The 16,378-nt window shown below is 54.1% G+C and carries 13 protein-coding genes; 7 read left to right on the plus strand and 6 right to left on the minus strand.

What is annotated here, in order from left to right:
• Positions 1-2,493, minus strand: a 2,493-nt coding sequence (locus CAP13_RS09585) for an SHIRT domain-containing protein (protein WP_179185028.1), incomplete at its 3' end; no start/stop codon positions are given.
• Between the two features lie 544 nt (positions 2,494-3,037).
• Between CAP13_RS09585 and CAP13_RS08690 the strand changes: the two genes are divergently transcribed.
• The 3 genes from CAP13_RS08690 to CAP13_RS08700 all read left to right on the plus strand — a co-directional run bounded on the left by CAP13_RS08690 (position 3,038) and on the right by CAP13_RS08700 (position 4,832).
• A complete protein-coding gene (locus CAP13_RS08690) occupies positions 3,038-3,388 on the plus strand; it encodes a hypothetical protein (RefSeq protein WP_085831213.1) in 351 nt (116 codons plus the stop codon).
• A 19-nt stretch (positions 3,389-3,407) separates the two neighbouring features.
• Positions 3,408-3,935 carry a hypothetical protein gene (locus CAP13_RS08695; RefSeq protein ID WP_218775351.1) on the plus strand — a complete coding sequence of 176 codons (528 nt, stop codon included), beginning with the start codon at positions 3,408-3,410 and terminating at the stop codon, positions 3,933-3,935.
• A 333-nt stretch (positions 3,936-4,268) separates the two neighbouring features.
• Entirely contained in the window at positions 4,269-4,832 is a 564-nt protein-coding gene (locus tag CAP13_RS08700) for a hypothetical protein (RefSeq protein WP_085831214.1), read from the plus strand.
• A 110-nt stretch (positions 4,833-4,942) separates the two neighbouring features.
• Here CAP13_RS08700 and CAP13_RS08705 read toward each other — a convergent pair whose 3' ends face one another.
• From CAP13_RS08705 to CAP13_RS08720, 4 genes are all read right to left on the minus strand, one after another.
• Entirely contained in the window at positions 4,943-5,989 is a 1,047-nt protein-coding gene (locus tag CAP13_RS08705; RefSeq protein ID WP_085831215.1) for a Fic family protein, read from the minus strand.
• Positions 5,990-6,260: 271 nt separating this feature from the next.
• On the minus strand, positions 6,261-6,533 hold the full coding sequence (locus CAP13_RS08710; RefSeq protein WP_143764943.1) for a hypothetical protein: 273 nt from the start codon (positions 6,531-6,533) through the stop codon (positions 6,261-6,263).
• A 72-nt stretch (positions 6,534-6,605) separates the two neighbouring features.
• Complete coding sequence (locus CAP13_RS08715; protein WP_085831217.1) at positions 6,606-6,830, minus strand: hypothetical protein; 225 nt, start codon at positions 6,828-6,830, stop codon at positions 6,606-6,608.
• A 108-nt stretch (positions 6,831-6,938) separates the two neighbouring features.
• The gene (locus CAP13_RS08720) at positions 6,939-7,889 is read right to left on the minus strand and encodes a relaxase/mobilization nuclease domain-containing protein (RefSeq protein ID WP_425429851.1); all 951 of its coding nucleotides are present in this window, start codon (positions 7,887-7,889) and stop codon (positions 6,939-6,941) included.
• A gap of 310 nt (positions 7,890-8,199) precedes the next feature.
• On the opposite strand from CAP13_RS08720, the gene CAP13_RS08725 reads away from it, so the two are divergent.
• Positions 8,200-8,997, plus strand: coding sequence for a DNA methyltransferase (locus tag CAP13_RS08725; RefSeq protein WP_245798979.1), 798 nt, complete (start codon positions 8,200-8,202; stop codon positions 8,995-8,997).
• Position 8,998: 1 nt separating this feature from the next.
• A complete protein-coding gene (locus CAP13_RS08730; RefSeq protein WP_085831218.1) occupies positions 8,999-12,061 on the plus strand; it encodes a restriction endonuclease in 3,063 nt (1,020 codons plus the stop codon).
• Positions 12,062-12,280: 219 nt separating this feature from the next.
• Here CAP13_RS08730 and CAP13_RS08735 read toward each other — a convergent pair whose 3' ends face one another.
• Positions 12,281-12,484, minus strand: coding sequence for a hypothetical protein (locus CAP13_RS08735; RefSeq protein ID WP_179185029.1), 204 nt, complete (start codon positions 12,482-12,484; stop codon positions 12,281-12,283).
• Between the two features lie 65 nt (positions 12,485-12,549).
• On the opposite strand from CAP13_RS08735, the gene CAP13_RS08740 reads away from it, so the two are divergent.
• Positions 12,550-12,759: a hypothetical protein gene (locus CAP13_RS08740; RefSeq protein WP_218775352.1), complete on the plus strand. Its 210-nt coding sequence runs from the start codon at positions 12,550-12,552 to the stop codon at positions 12,757-12,759.
• Between the two features lie 178 nt (positions 12,760-12,937).
• On the plus strand, positions 12,938-15,766 hold the full coding sequence (locus tag CAP13_RS08745) for a DUF7601 domain-containing protein (RefSeq protein ID WP_143764944.1): 2,829 nt from the start codon (positions 12,938-12,940) through the stop codon (positions 15,764-15,766).
• Positions 15,767-16,378 lie beyond the last annotated feature (612 nt).

Consider the following 16,378-nt stretch of genomic DNA (forward strand, 5'->3'; position numbering starts at 1 on the left):
CGTCCAGGAGCCCGTGATGGTCGCGTCCCCGTCGCCCATGGTGCCGTTGTTCGGGTCGGTCCAGCCGCTGAAGGTCCACGTGCCCTTCTTGCCGTCCTTCTCGCCCTCTGCCGTGTCGCCCGCCTTGTAGGTGGCGTCCACGTCGTAGTGGTCGCCCTTGTGGTAGCTGCCTGTATCTTTCGGAACAGCCTTTCCCTCCGGTGCCTCTCCACCCCAGCTATAGGTCACTGTATATGTAGGGAGTTCATACACAACGGCTATTTCATGGTTTTTATCGAGATTCGTAAAGGTATAGCTACTTGGATGCTGAGATATATCCGCTTCCGCGCCATCAACGGTTACGCTCTTTAGCTTGTAACCATCCTTTGGTGCATAGTTTATGGTCTTGTTGTCTCCCTTATACGCATCACAGCTCGGATCAATGGTTCCGTTTGTTACGGATGTAGTGATTTTTAGCTTGACCCGGCCCTCCTTCCAAATTGCTGTGACTTGCGTATCTTTGTCGACCGTAATCTCAGTGCCTGGCGCTAGTTTTTTGCCATTCACTTCCCAAGTGTCAAATTCCTGATTTTCAGGGGCAGTGAAAGCATTACTCAAAATCTTGTATTTTGAGCCCTTGTTTAGCTTCTTGCCTTTCATTTCGCCGGTGCCGCCGTTACCGTTGTAGCTAACAGTGGCAGTTTCGAGAGTCTTGCTTGCCAGATCTGATTCAAGCTCTTCAGTGTCACCCTCAAGACCACCATTGTCTTTTGCTTTTGCCGTAATGGTGTCGCCAACAGCTAAATCTTTAATCTCCAGGGTTACTACCCCAGTATTCGCATCAACCGTTGCGCCATCCGATGTCCACGTGGTCTTACCTGTAGCGTCTACGGTTCTCGTTGCGGTGACGGTTTTCTCCGCTCCCGATTCGTCCTTATACGTAATCGTGTAGGACGCCAAGTCGGTATCATCACCTGCGTTTTCATAGGCAGGCGGGGTAATGGTGACTTTTCCATCGTCGGTATTAACGGCAATCTTGGGAGAATCAGGTTTTAGATTCTTCACCAGATCTTTAGCGGGGAATTTAGTGACTTTGGCCCCATCGTTTACTTTATAGGTTCCATCAGGATTTTTTTCGTAAATCGGATTGCCGCTATTATCCCAATCAACTTCCACATCATTAGGACTGATTATTGTAACGTTACCGTCTTTATCAAACTCGATAAACGCAGGATCGTCTATAAATCCAGTTCCATCGGGGAGTTTAGATACGCCATGTACCGTATTGGCATCTCGAATGGCTTTATCGATGGCTTTTTTATCGTCATCAGTTAGCTTTCTGGGATCTCTGACGGCAACTTTGGCGGGGGCGGTTACTACCGGCTCAGACTTCGCGCAAGAACGGAATTTATGTGGCTCTTTGACAATAATACCGAACTTTTTCCCGAGTTTTAAATCATCATCATTGATTGGGAAAGTAACTTTTGTGCCGTCAACGTGTACTGTTTGAGACATCTCTCGCCATGTCGATTTGTCCACTATACATTTTCCACCTTCACAGAAACTATTGTCCTCGTTATCCGTGAAATTGTTGACAAAATAAAACTTCGTACCTGCGGCAACCTCTTTATCAAATGTAACGATAATCTGTCCATCTGTTACCTGGACTTTTTGTATTGTCGGAGCAGCAGATGTTTCCGTTACCGTTTTGATTTTTAGGTCCGGGGCTTCAATTTTCCCAGAGGTTGATTTATCGGTATAGGTCACTTCATAGTAGGCATGATCCGTGCCATCGATAGAAAATACAACGCTTTCAAAGTCATTCGCAATGTCCGGATTGGCTTTCTTCAGCATTTCAATAGCTTCTGCTTGCTCATCGTCACTTACTTGGTTGGAGTTCGTGTGTTCAATCCAGATTTCGCCGGATGGCATCTTCAATTTGTCTTTATTCTCGAAGGCTTTTGATGGCTGAGCATTTGCGGTCACCACATCAGAGGTAGCGCCATCCAAAGTTTGATAGGCAGTGACGGTATCGCCTGCCGCAACAGTAACGCCGCCAGGTAGATTTACCGTCCAACTAGTTCCACTTTTAGGGGTAACGGAAACAGTGGCTTTTTCGTTACCGTTCTTATCTTTTAGGGTCACATATACAGTCGATCTTACAGTCTTTTTGCCAACTCTTTTTCGTTGTACATTAGCGCCAGAAATAGTTGTGGCATCGTAAAAGACTTTGCCAATGGTCGGTGCCGGTAAAGTTGATTGGCGCACTGGTTGATCAACAATCTCCGGCCCGATCTCTAGATCCTCGCCCTGTTCCTCGTTGGATTTGATACTTGATGGTTCTTCCTTTACAGGAGGGACAATTTGATTTTCAGGCTGAGGTTCGTCTTGCAAGTTTTTGGCATACGTAATTGGTGCCCCGGACATGGATAAAATCATCAAGGGCGCCAACGCGAGCGGGAAAAATCTGATAACGTTTTTATGCTTCTTTATAATCATAATTATTTTACCCATCTACGCTATAGCGTTGGATTTTCCTTTCTCTGACGTTTTCTATCAATTTGATTCATCCAGTATAATTTTTTTCAAAGCACCGTAGATTTGTTGTCCCCTTTTGAGCATTACTTACCTCTTTCATTACCGGTGAATAAGTCACCCAACTCTAGCGATTTATAAATATGCGTTTTAATCATACGCTCATCACATCTCAATTGTGGCATCAATTTTCTTCTTAGCAAAATAGCGCACTCGATTCTTTGCCATTTTGGCTCTTATTGACATTTGGAGCTGCGACGGTCCTTCTGGACCATCCAACATTGCCTTTAACCCGAAGCTTGATATCGAAACTATCCACGATGGCCTCCAGGTGGGCTACAGCTGTACGCGCTCCGTCAAGGACAGAACGGTGAAACGCCCCGACTACGGCTCAAGGACCCTTACCGAATATGAGACGCGCATTCTTGCTTCTTGCTCCGTGAGGGGAGGCGGTCGCGCTGCCTGTGCTTAGAGCAAGACAGCCGTCGAAGTTGGCGCTTCAACGGCTATCGGTTGGCGTGGGGTGCCCACGCCGGATCACATCGGGAAGCATCTCACGCCATCGGTCTCCTACGACGCTTTCGGGAAGAACCCGCTGATCGGGGCGCCCGCCGGGACCGTGGAGATGCTGGTCGCGGCGGGAAGGCGCGTCGTGAGCGAGCCGGATGCCGCCGCAGCGGCCCTGATCAAGCAGCTGATCCACATCGGCACGGACCTCTACACGCCGTGCGGGATACAGGTCCCGTTCGCCAACCTCGTCCTCGACAAGGCGCACACCGAGGCCCTCACCAGAAACTCTCGCGTTTCTCGAACGGCTCGCCTCAATTTTCAAATGGCGCGTCTACGACCCCGAAACACTCGGAAAAACAGATAGGTACGGCAACCAGCTCACGATGCTGCGCTGGTACACCGTATTGCTTACACAGTGGATGGAAGGTCACGGACTCCGTTCGATCATGAGCCGTGCCCTCAGGTACCGCCTACAGCAAGGGACGCTCTACATCAAAGGGCAAGGAGAGATCCGTTACGAGAGCACGCTCCAGCACCGCAACATCGTCATCAGTGAAATCCTGAAAGTTCTTGAAGATGTCATCCTCTTCAGTCTGTCGAACTACTTCCTCAAATTCTCCAACGAATACAAGAAGGTCCACGGAGTAGAGCAGTTCGACAATGACTGGTACGACTACATCGAGTACGGCACAACGAAACAGGAAACTATTCTTCTCCAACGACTCGGATTCACCCGCGAGAGCGCCACCTACATTCGAACCAACGTCTCCAATGCAGTCTTCCTTCACGAAGGAAAGCCCTATCTGAACCCGATTCTCCTCGAAAGCTCGAACATCAACGTCCGCAAAGAAGCCAACGAAATCAGATACAACGTGCCAGAAGCCTTCTCGATGCCAGATTTTATGTTCTAGCCCCCGCACTAGGTACCCGCTAACGCAAACCCACCAGCAGACCCCCTCAACCAGAAACGTGCACCAATCCAACGGGAAGATCGGGGACGAGCACCCGATTACTGAACCTCCAGCACGCCAGCGAACAGCCCCAGAAACAACAAAATCCCTGGTCAAAAGGTGTTTAGGAACTCACGCGGCTTTTATCATTTTCGACGTCTATGTCTCGACATAGACAAAATCTTTGACGTAAGCTTTAATCTTAGCAAGAAGAATAGCAATGGTCTGGGACTCTATGTAGTTAGTAGTCTTCTTAAAATAGAGTTAAATAGATAAGGATAGATAAGGAAAAAAATGTTCATATTAGAATTATATCAAAATGGAATGATCGCAGAGCTAGGACTATTTGACACCATAGAGGAAGGAAGAAAATTTGTATCTCAACTCAAAGGATACAAATTTGAAGAGATAGACGGATTTGAATACGAAACTGTAAAGCTAGATTCATTCTCAGACTACATGGAACTAGAAATAAATGGCAACATACTACCACTAACTAAGTTTATGTTTACAGAAGATGGCGATGTAGAAGTATATTGGAAAGAAATTCCAAACCTATCTAAAAAAGGAAAAGGAATCGTAGACGGTGCAACTAGAGTGGATGCCTACACAGTAGCGAATTCAGATTTAAGAGAATATATCGAAGCGAGAGATAATAATTATTTAGAAGTAAAGAAAAATCTAGAAAAGAAAGGCTACCAAGTAGAAAGAGCCTACTTCGGATCAGAAGACGGAGAAGCAATCCTATTTAGAAAAAAAGATTCAGAAGATTGGCACTTCCTAACCCATATGGATCCAGAATTCACAGAAGAATTTGATTTAGATGAGTGTTTAGAAATGGTAGAAGAGGATAATTAAATTGAAAGCTAAAAGCCACCACCCGGTGGTTTTTTATTTTTAAATTATATTTTTTCAAAATAAAAACACTTAAGATTTTACCTAAGTGCTTTAAGTGAATGAGTGAGCCTTTATCCTCTTCGTCGATACGCCGTCGACCTCGCGGCACCGATCTTTTCTACGACGCCTTCGTCTTGGAGCTTTGCGAGGATTCGCTCCAAAGTGCGTTGGCTCATGTTCGGGTTGGAATCCATGATCTCGCGCTTCGTCGCCGTTCCGACCAGCCTGCCGAAAAACGCTCTGATGGCCTCCTCGTTTCCGACGGGCAGAGTCGCAATCGAGAATCTGCTGTCGAGCTCCCTGTAGCAGGCGATTACTACCCCCAGCATGTACGTGACGAATGGGACGTAGTCGTTTTCGCCGTCCTGCCAACCCGAAGAGCTTGCCTGCAGGGCCTCGTAATACGTTTTTTTCGATCCCTCGATCTCCTTCTCTATCGAGATGTATTTCCCCACGTCGTACCCGTTTCGATACATGAGCAGCAGCGTAAGCAGCCTGCTCATGCGGCCGTTCCCGTCATTGAAGGGATGGATGCTAACGAAGTCGAAGATGAAGACAAGCAACACGAGCAAGGGGTCGTACGCCCTGGCGTCTATCTGCCTCGAATATTCGGAGCAGATCCTTTCGACGGTGGCGGGAGTGCTGGCGGCAGAGGTGGGGACGAATCGGGCGACCATCTTTCCCTCGGCCGTGCGTTCGGCGATCACGTTGTCGGCATCTTTCCATCTGCCGGCGTAGGAATCGCCGGAGAAGCGATACAGGTCGCGGTGGAGCTGGAGGATGATGTTCGGCGTGACGGGGATGTTGTCGTGGTTCTCGTGGATCTCGTCCAGGACATACCGGTAGCCTGCAATCTCCCTCTCGTCGCGGTTTCTCGGATCCGTCTTGTCTGCCATAAGCTCGCGCAGGCGTTTGTCGGAAGTGGAGATGTTCTCAATCCTGTTCGAGGCGCCTGTGCTTTGGATCTTAGCGACCTCGACCAGCGCCGAGAACGTTTCGGGGCTGGTTGTTGAGAGCGAAGCGGTCTTCCCTTTGAGCTCGCGGATATCCCCGAGAGCCGATACCACCTCTGGGACCATAAGCATGCCAAGCGTACTTCCGTATTCAAACTGCGCCATAGTATCTCCGCCATCCTGACATAATTCTCGCCACATCCGTCATATCTGACGAAGATATTCTACCATTATCGAAGATATAGGTAAAAGATTCAGTATGCTAGGCGAAAGGATAGAGTGCTGTTCGGTTGCGCGTTTGTTGCGTTAGGACACAGAATGCGCATGGCGGGACAACGGATAGTCCTTGCCATCCAATAAGGCTCAAGCATACTGGGAATCCTACATGAACCTGAAGACTGCCTTGATGAGCCACCTGATGAACCCTGAAATGCACTTACCAATCAACTTCATCCATATCACCCCAATCCTCTGAAACGACCCTCTTGTTACCCTTCTCGGGCTGCGCCTCGGTCGTGCTCAGCGCGTATTCGACCACTTCTGCCGGTATCCCTGGGATCGCCGGAGTTTCTTCTTTCAGCTCCAACGCCATGAAGGCATGCAGCTTCGCTATCCGCTCCAGGACGCCGTCGTTGGAGGCTCCGATTCTCATGAGGGCAGCGGATTCGAACTCCCTCATGTTGCAGACCGAGTCGTTGATCCTTGCCATCACCATCTCTCCGTCGATGGTCACATCGCAGAGGTTTTTCGCCTCATCCGCGGTGGCAAGCAGGAACTTCCATCATCGCGAGCGCCTTGCTGCCGGGATTCCTGTCGAGCCTTCTCTGTACTCGGCCTTGGCCGCGTAATAATTGGCGACCAGCCAAAGATCTTCCTCTTCGCTGCCGTCGAGGCTGACCTCGAAATCCGTGAGCATGTTCTTGCCGTCAAAAGGTGCGCTTGCGACGTATGCGGAGGTGTCGAACACGTCTATCCGCCCGCCTGGGTACGTGATCCCCACGTTCATCGCTGGTTCCTCCTTCGCTGTTGCTCGCGCTGCCTTGCCGCCTGGCTGCGCTGCTCTTCCTGGCTTGTCCTGGACCTGCGCCTGTCGACGAGCTCCTCTTGCCTGCTCTCATACCTGACTTGCTGCGGCATGAGCTTGTGCTCGGCCATGTAGCCCTTTGCCTGCATGAGCCTCTTGGCGCCCTCGCTTCCGATCTGCCCTCGCCGGGAGAGGGTGGTAAGGCGGGGCGTCGAACTCCTCCATGTACTCGATGTCGAACTTGGCACAGGTCTCAAGCGCTGCGGAGAGCTTTGAGAGGTCATCGAGGTCGTTGAGCTCGACGGCGCTTTCTGCGCGCTTTCTTATCTCCTCGACTGCTTTCTCGGTCGGCCTGTATGATGTCGCCCTCTCGAAGCGACGCTGCAGCATCTGCTTGCCGTAAGTGAATCCGAGTCTCTCACCGGAGACCTTCTTCGAGGGATCGTCGGCAAGGGAGAAGATCCAATCGTCGCGGCGTGCCTCCTCGGAGTTGTCGGCAACGTGCACGTCCAATGCGTCGAGGACCCCGAAGAACTCCGATTCACTCGTTGCCATCGTCTTCGCCAGGGCGACTCGGGACCTGATGTCGCCGACCCAGGTGTATCCGCCGGCCTTCGCTATCTCATTCTCCTGGCGGACCAGGTAGACGTTCTGCCTGGTCCTCGGATGGTTGACCTTGTTCTTCTGCGCTGTGTCTACTTTGTTGCCAGACGGCTCCTTCTGGTTCGAAAGGCCGGACAGCCCGCGCTCTCGCGCCATGTCCTGCAGCGCTCTGTTCAGGTCCTCTGGGTGCTCGGTGTGCATCCTGTTTCCAGTCATGAGGTTGGAGCTGTTCACCACGATGTGCGCGTGCGGGATGCCTTTCGCGTTGTCATCGTGATAGACGATCGCTATCTGATTGTCCGGGAAGAATCTGATAGCCCAGGCCCTTGAGAGCTCCCTCATGGATTCCAGGTCGATGTCATCACCCGGATCTGGGGACAGAACGAAGTGCTTGAACGTTCTTGCGGGCTTTCCGTGCCAGGGTTCGTCATGGCCGATTGGACGCCTGCCGAGGACAGACGAGGCAAACGCCCGCTACAAGAATCCAGACAACGACCCTCGAGGCGTTTGGAAGCCAAGCGACCTCAGTGTAAAGACTTACAGCCCAGATTCCGACTATCCAATCACAACGCCCTCGGGGCGTGTTGTAGAGCCTCCAGCAGGACGCTGCTGGAGGCTCTCGCGAAACGCGTTTCGCGAGAGACTCCAGGATAACCGCATTTGGTTTGGCCCAAACGGCGACAGCGTCCCTTGCATCAAGCGTTTCCTAACAGAGCTCAAATATGATGGAATGGCTCCAACTTCAATCATGTTTTACAAAGAAGTTGGTCACAGTCAGGAAGGCGCCAAGGAGCTCGTATCTCTATTTGACGGAAAGGGCTATTTCGATGGACCGAAACCGACGAAACTACTTCAGCGCCTGATAACCCTCGCGAATCTAAGCACTGGTGATATTGTTCTTGATTTCTTCTCAGGCTCAGCATCGACCGCCCATGCCATGTTCCTGCAGGAGCTTGGAAAAGATGAACGCTATAGGTTTATCCTTGTCCAGCTTCCAGAGCCTTGTGACCCGAAACGCGACGCCTACAAGGACGGGTATGAGACTCTCTGCGACATAGGCGAAGGACGCATCCGCCGCGCAGGCGACAAAATCAAAACCGAGCTCGAGGAATCCAGCCGTCAACTCAAGCTTGGCGAGGAACCCAAGCAGCTTCCCGACATCGGCTTCCGTGTGTTCAAACTCGATAATTCCGGTATTGAGAAGCCCGAGCCCGATCAGCTCCTCTTCGACGTGGTCAAGCCCGATCGCTCCGATATGGACATTGTCTTTGAGATGATGCTCAAATGGGGCCTCGAGCTCACGTTGCCCGTAGAGAAATTCGACGCCGCGGGCTATCCCATCTGGTCCGTCGCGTGCGACGAGCTCGTCTGCTGCATGTCCCGAGGCCTCACCATCGAGGCGCTCGAGGCCATCGCGGACATGGAGCCCAGACGCGTTCTCATCCTCGACTCCGTCCTCGACGACACCCTCAAGCTCAACGCCGTGCAGATCTTCAAGCACGCCGGCGAGCGCATGGGCTGCGAGATCGAACTGAGGACGGTCTAGCATGGCGGCACTCGAGTTCAAATTCTCATCCGACCAGCAGCACCAGCTGGAGGCCATCGAGGCAACCTGCGACCTGTTCCGCGGGCAGCAATTCGCCAGCAGCGTATTCTCCGCCGATTCCGGCCGCAAAGGCCAGACGGCGATCGGCGAGCTCATGGTTGGCCACGGCAACGAGCTCCGCGTTGCGCCGGGACAGCTCCTCGACAACCTGCACTCCGTGCAGGAGGAGGGCTGCCTCCCGGCGACCGACGTCCTCACCGACGGGCGCCTGCGCGACTTCACCGTCGAGATGGAGACCGGCACCGGCAAGACCTATGTGTACATCCGCTCCATCTACGAGCTGAACTGTCGCTATGGCATCACCAAGTTCGTCATCGTCGTGCCGAGCGTCGCCATCCGCGAGGGCGTCCTCAAGAGCTTCCAGACCACGCGCAAGCACTTCGAGACGCTCTACGACCGCACGCCGCTCGACTACTTCGTGTACGACTCGAAGGACATGGGCCCGGTGGGCAACTTCGCCACATCGAGCTCCATCCAGGTCATGGTCATCAACATCGACGCCTTTAACAAGGGCCTCGAGAAGGACGGCACCGCGAAGGAGGGCAACCTCTTCCACCGTCCCAGTGAGAAGCTCACCGGCGGCTTCAGCCCTCGCGAGCTCGTGAGCGCCTGCAAGCCCGTCGTCATCATCGACGAGCCCCAGAGCGTGGACAACACCAAGCAGGCCAAGGCCGCCATCAAGAGCCTGAACCCGCTGTTCGTGCTGCGGTACTCGGCTACGCACGAGCAGGCGTACAACATGATATACCGCCTCACGCCGGTCGACGCCTTCGAGCGCAACCTGGTGAAAGGCATCTGCGTCGACTCGATCAAGGCCGAGGCGAACCTCAACGGCGCGTACGTGAGGCTCGAGTCCGTCAAGTCCAACCCGTTCTCCGCCAAGGTGTCCATCGACGAACGGCAGGCTGACGGCACGCAGAAGCGCAAGGCCGTCACCGTGAAGACCGGCGCGGACCTCTACCAGAAGAGTCGCGAGAACAGCGACTACGAGAACGGCTGGGTCGTCAACAACATCGGCGCCGCCGAGGGCGACGAGTTCATAGAGTTCCAGAACGGCGAGGTGCTCGAGCTCGGCGAGGCGCTGGGCGACGTCAACGAGGAGGTCGTCAAGCGCGCGCAGATCCGCCGCACCATCGAGGACCACCTGGCCCGCCAGTTCGAGCTGTGGCCGCGAGGCGTGAAGGTGCTCTCGCTCTTCTTCATCGACCGCGTCGACCGCTACCGCGTCTACGAGCCCGAGGTCCACGGAGGCCTGTACGCCCAGATGTTCGAGGAGGAGTACGCCGGCGCTTTGAGCTCGAAGGCGCCCAGGCGCGTCGCCAAGGCGGCGGGGATCGGAAAGGGCACCTGGCTCGAGTGCTACGAGGCCGTCGGCGCCCCGCTGGTGCGCGACCCCCATGCCGTGCACCAGGGATACTTCGCCAAGGACAAGAAGGGCAAGTTCAAGGACTCCAAGGGGGCCGCCGGCACCGCCGACGACGCCGGGGCCTTCGAGCTCATCATGCAGAAGAAGGAGACGCTCATCTCCTTCCCGGACGGCAAGGACGCCGACAAGGACGTCTCGTTCGTCTTCAGCCACTCCGCGCTCAAGGAGGGCTGGGACAACCCCAACGTGTTCCAGATCTGCACGCTCGTCGAGACCAAGGACAACCTCACCAAGCGCCAGAAGATCGGCCGCGGCCTGCGCCTGTGCGTGAACCAGGGCGGCGAGCGCCTGTACGACCCCGAGGCGAACGTGCTCACCGTCATCGCCAACGAGAGCTACGACGACTTCGCCAACAGCCTGCAGAAGGAGCTCGAGGCAGAGGACTTCAAGTTCGGCGTCATCACCCCGGAGAGCTTCACGAAGGTCACGGTCAAGACTCCCGAGGGCGTCGAGGAGCGCCTGGGCTACGAGAAGTCCAAGCAGGTCTTCGACCACCTCGTCGCGACCGGCATGGTCGACGGCAAGGGCGCGGTTACGCCCGAGCTGAAGGCAGCGGCCGAGGAGGGCAAGGTGGAGCTTCCCGCCGAGCTCGAGCCGGCGAAGGAGCAGGTCGAGGCGATCATCATCCACAAGTCCCAGAGGGTCCAGATCCGCGACAAGGCCAAGGAGGTCTCCGTCGAGCTGCAGAAGGACGTCACGCTCGACCCGGCGTTCCAGGCCCTGTGGGACCGCATCCGCCAGCGCACGCGCTTCCAGGTCGAGGTCGACTCCGGCAAGCTCATCGAGCATGCCATCGAGGCGATCGACGGCATGCTCGCCGTGCGCCCGCTCCAGGTGACCAGCGAGCGCGCCTCGCTGGGCATCGACGACGCGGGCGTGAGCGCCGAGGGCACGGGCACCTCCGTGGTATCCGTATCGGGAAAGGTGAATTACGATCTTCCCGACCCGATCGCCGAGCTGCAGGACGCCGTCGGGCTCACCCGCGGCACCATCAAGGCGATCCTCGAGGGCTGCAGCCGCTTCGACGAGTTCGAGATCGACCCCGCGACCTTCTTGGCGCAGGCCGGCGACAAGATCAACCGCGTGAAGAACGACCTCATCGCCCAGGGCATCAAGTACGTGCGCCTTCCCGAGGACGAGTGGTACACCATGCGCGACCTCGAGCTCGACGACTACACGGCTTACCTCGGGCAGAACGCGTGGAAGCCGGACATGGCGAGCAAGAGCCTGTACAACTACGTGGTCTACGATTCGGCAGGAGTCGAGCGATCTTTTGCCGAGGCTCTCGACAAGCAGGAGGAGGTGCTCGTGTTCGCGAAGCTTCCCTCGGCGTTCAAGATCGACACGCCGCTCGGCAGCTACAACCCCGACTGGGCGTATGTCGAGGAGGCCGACGGCGAGCGCCGCGTGTACTTCGTGACCGAAACCAAGGGCGGCAAGAACGGCGAGCCCGCCCTGCGCGACGCGGAGAGGATCAAGATCGGCTGCGCCAAGAAGCACTTCGAGGCACTGGACCTTGGAGGCGACTTCCATTACAACGTGCGCACGACGTACCAATACGAGGCGATGAAGGCTTAGAGATGATTCACGCTGACTTGCATATTCATACGCTCGCTACCGAGTGGGATGAAAACTTTGAATTCAATACAGAGCAGCTTAAAAGGCATATTTCAAATTGCGAGTTGAATGCAATCGCAATTACCAATCACAACGTATTTGATCGGCCTCAGTTCGACTCTATTCGCGATGAACTGTCCGATATGTGTTTCGTCTTGCCCGGAATCGAGGTTAGCGCGCTTAAAACGCATTGACGCCTCTCAGAACCTCACTGTGGAGAGTCTCGAAGACCTTGTTGAGCGCATTGGTGGGAACCTTGCAGACCCAGCGCCTGAAAAGGTAGGTCTCGACGGATTTGAGCGCCTCGATCACCTGCTGGTCGCTGACCTCTCCACAGCGCCTGTATTCGAATAGATTCAGGGTGAACGGGTTCACGACGCTCATGTCCAGCAGAATGAGCCGCCTCAAAACCGCATCAAGCCTATGGTTTCCGGAATCGGCGGCGTTACATGCTGTTCGAGCTGGAGGAGGCGTTCTGCCTCGAGCCTATCAAGGTTGGGGAAACCGTCGCGCTGGCCTTTCCGGAAGTCTTGGGCAGCGAGGACCAGGAGGCTCTGGCAAGGGCGCTTCGCCACTGGTATAGGAACAACAGAGACCTGAAGGACAATGAGCTAACGAGAGACGAGTATGTTGCCTGGAAGGACTCCTTCAATGCCTAAATTCCCCAAATAGAACCAAAACAAATGGTCCCGTCAGAAACCGTTTTTATGCCTGAATATGATAAATTGGTAACCGTCGAAAATGAAGTTCCACCATCCTTGCAGAACAGATGGATATACGAGCTGCGATAGAAAACCCGCTCTCAACCAAACCCCGACTAAAGAGGATGATTTTTCCATGAGAATTGCCTACCGCACATTAACCATGCTCCTCGTTGCGGCACTCGTTTCAACGATTTCCTTTGGTGGTGCGACAAGCGCGTATGCCAACCAGGCAACGTCCCCGACTGAAGATGCCGGTATCGAAAGCGATCCTGCCCTGCCCTTCACCGAAACGGACCAGGCGGAAACCATGCCCCCGTCAGCCCCTTCCGAACCTGAAGCATCTGAAGAAGAAACTGATGTCAATGACATCGCTCAGTCTTCGAGCACGCCGATTGGCGCAGATTATTCCGCAACCGATTCGAACAGCGATTCGATTCAACCCAAGGAAATAGAAAGATCGGTGGGGAGCTCCGTCATGTCACTCCCCCCCAAATCGGAAGCAAGCGATTCGCAGGTGATTTATCTTAACGGCGAAAGCGGAGACGATGCGAAAGACGGTGCCAGCACCGAAAGCGCCGTCAAGAGCTTCGAAAGGGCGAAAGAACTGGCGAAGGCGAACCAAGGCATTACGAAAATTTTGGTAGTAGGCACCACCAACGTGTCGGGCGAGGTTTCCCTGTCGGGGACCAAAGCCATCCTCATGCGCGGACGCACTTTCAAAAGCGCCTTGCTGAAAGTCACCAAGGGAGCCGAAGCAACGCTCGCAAACATCACCATCGACGGAAACGGTGATGACGTCATCTCCGAACAGGCGTTGATGTGCGTAGAAGGCGGAACGCTGAAAATAGCATCTGGCGCCCTGCTGCAAAACAACAAGATTGAAGGAGCGGGCGATAACATGCCCGAAGGCGGTGCGGTTCATGCCGTAAACGCAACCGTAATCATGCAGGATGGATCAATCACTCGAAATCAAGCGACCAAGGGTGGGGGAATCTACCTTAAAAATTCCGATTTCACCTTATCCGGAGGTTCCATTTCCGAAAACATAGGAACCCATCCTAAGAAATACGCATTCGGTGGCGGGGTTCATGCCGACGGTGGAAGCGTGACGATCACCGGAGGAATTATTTCTGACAATACGGCGGAAATAGGTTCGGGATTGTTCGCCACGAACACGCGCACGAGTATGTCCGGAGGCGTGATTTCCGGCAATACCAGCGGCGAATACAACGGCAACGGCGGTGGTGCTTACATTGCAGATTCCGACTTCACTCTCACGGGTGGATTGATAACCCAGAATGCAGCCAATGGGTTTGGCGGCGGAATTTACTACACCACAAGCAAAGCCGCAAACACGAACTTCAAAATGAGCGGTGGGTCGATAACCCAGAACAAGGCTTCAAAATCAGGAGGTGGAATTTCCTTTTTGGGAAAAGCCAACGCCCTGATCACCGCCGGACTGTTCGCCGAAAACGAAGCAACCGGCTTTTGGGGTGGAGGAGCCATCTACAACGACACGAACTCGAAGCTCACCATGCACAACGCTTTGATAACCAACAATCAAATAGACGAACCCTTCCTGGTGGGTGCAGGAAACAAGCCGGCAAGCGAACAAGGCGGGGGCATCTGGAACTGCCCCACAGGCAAGACGACCATGTACATCACCAAGGGCCTTGCCCTCTACGACAACAAGGCCAATGATGCCGGAACCAACAAAGACTATTACGGTGCCGGCGATGACTTTGTGGGAATGTGGAAGTATTCGTTCGGGGAAAAAGAGAAGGACGGTGGCAAACCCGTCGTGATTACCGAACGCATGCTCGGCGGTGGCTACCGACTATGGTATCAAGACGGTTCAAACCAAGGAATACACGTGAACTTCAAGCCAAACGATGCAAAGTTCCTGCCGCGGTACGACCCCGACAACCCAGGCAGCCGAATCGCCTATGACGTTGAACTGGACACCCAGCTAAACTTCAAGTCGGCCCCCACGCAGGATTCGAAGAACCTAGCCGAACAGTTGGCGACGGTCGTCATCCGCAATAACAAAGCCACCCATGCGGGCATTTCCGGCGGAGGCATTGCCAACAATGGAACGCTCATCTTCGGCGAAGACGATACTTACCAGCTCAAGATTCATAAAAGCTGGAAGGTCGATGAAAAAACATCCCATCCATCCGAAATCAAGCTCAAGCTATATGTGGGCAACCATTACATCGAAGACGTGGTGCTTACCGAAGAAAATGGATGGGAAGCTATTGTAGATAACTTCCCCAACCCCGAAACCCTAATCGATGCGAAAACGGGCCAACTGCTGCCCGTCCATTTCGAAGAAGTCGATTCTGGAAAATACACCCTCATCGAAGTAAGCAAGACCACCGACCCCGAAACCAAGACCTATGCAATCGAACTTAAGAACGAAATCGTCGGCAGTCTGAACGTATCAAAAATCGTAAAATCAGAAGAACCTGCCAAGCCAAATTCCGCAAACGGCAAATTCACCTTTACGGTGGAACTTTCTCAACCCCTAACCGGAAAATATGGCGCCATGGATTTCGTCGATGGAAAAGCCACGTTCCAACTGGCCGATGGCGAATCAATTCAAGCCGACCTTCTTCCCGAAGGCGTTACCTTCACTGTAAACGAAATCGATGTAGACCCTTCGAAGTTCGAAATGACTTCCGAGGGAAATATGGGAAACATCGAAGCGAATACCACTTCCCGAGCAATCTTCGTCAACAGGTTAATACCCGAAACCCCCAAACCGGATGATCCGAAGCCCGAAGACCCAAACCCGAAGAAACCCCATAGCCCTGAAACCATCAAAGTTCCAAGTCAGAAGGCAATGCAACAGTCCATACCCCAGACTGGAGACGAATCGCCAATGGGAATGTTTGGACTAGCCGCCATCTTGGGGCTTGCGCTCTGCCTTGCAAGCTGGGTTCGCCTACAGCGACAATAAACCAAGCCCTCGTCAATCATCCTCATTCGCCCTGGAAACCCCGCCTTTCCAGGGCGAATCTCTTTAGAAGAACTGCAACTCCAATCCCAATGAGAGCACCCATCGAAACTCGCCCTCGTAGATACCATCAAATACCGCATTCCTGGAAATCGAAGAATGTCCAGAATGCAAGCTGAGTTTGGAATAGCCACACGTTCGCGTCCGAGGGACCTCCGATCACCTCAAAGAAGTCAGGTACTATTTCCTATCGTCGGGAATAAGGCAATCTGTCGTTCATGTCTTGCTCCTTAGACTCTGAGGCCCGCCCCTGTGGCGTGCCTTGCGTCGCGTGAGTCGCATGCGGCGCGGGCGTGCCGGCAAGGGAGGAAGCGAAGTCGGACGTGGTTATAGGAATCTCCCGACGTCAGTTTTTCGCGTTGTTCGCGCGCGGAGCGCATGGGGCGAAGAACCCGAAAAAGTGTCGCGGCCCTTGCGGGCCGCCTGCCGGCGTGCGACCCTGCGCGTCCAAGGAGCGCCGGGGCGGGTTTCGGGTCGGAGGGCGGAGGCGTGCGGCATGGAATCCGGCGTGGGTGCCGAGGCTTCCAGGCATGGGATGCGACCCGTCGGCGGCAG

Origin of the sequence: Collinsella vaginalis, from assembly GCF_900176655.1 — a bacterium.
In the GTDB taxonomy this organism is placed as follows: domain Bacteria; phylum Actinomycetota; class Coriobacteriia; order Coriobacteriales; family Coriobacteriaceae; genus Collinsella; species Collinsella vaginalis.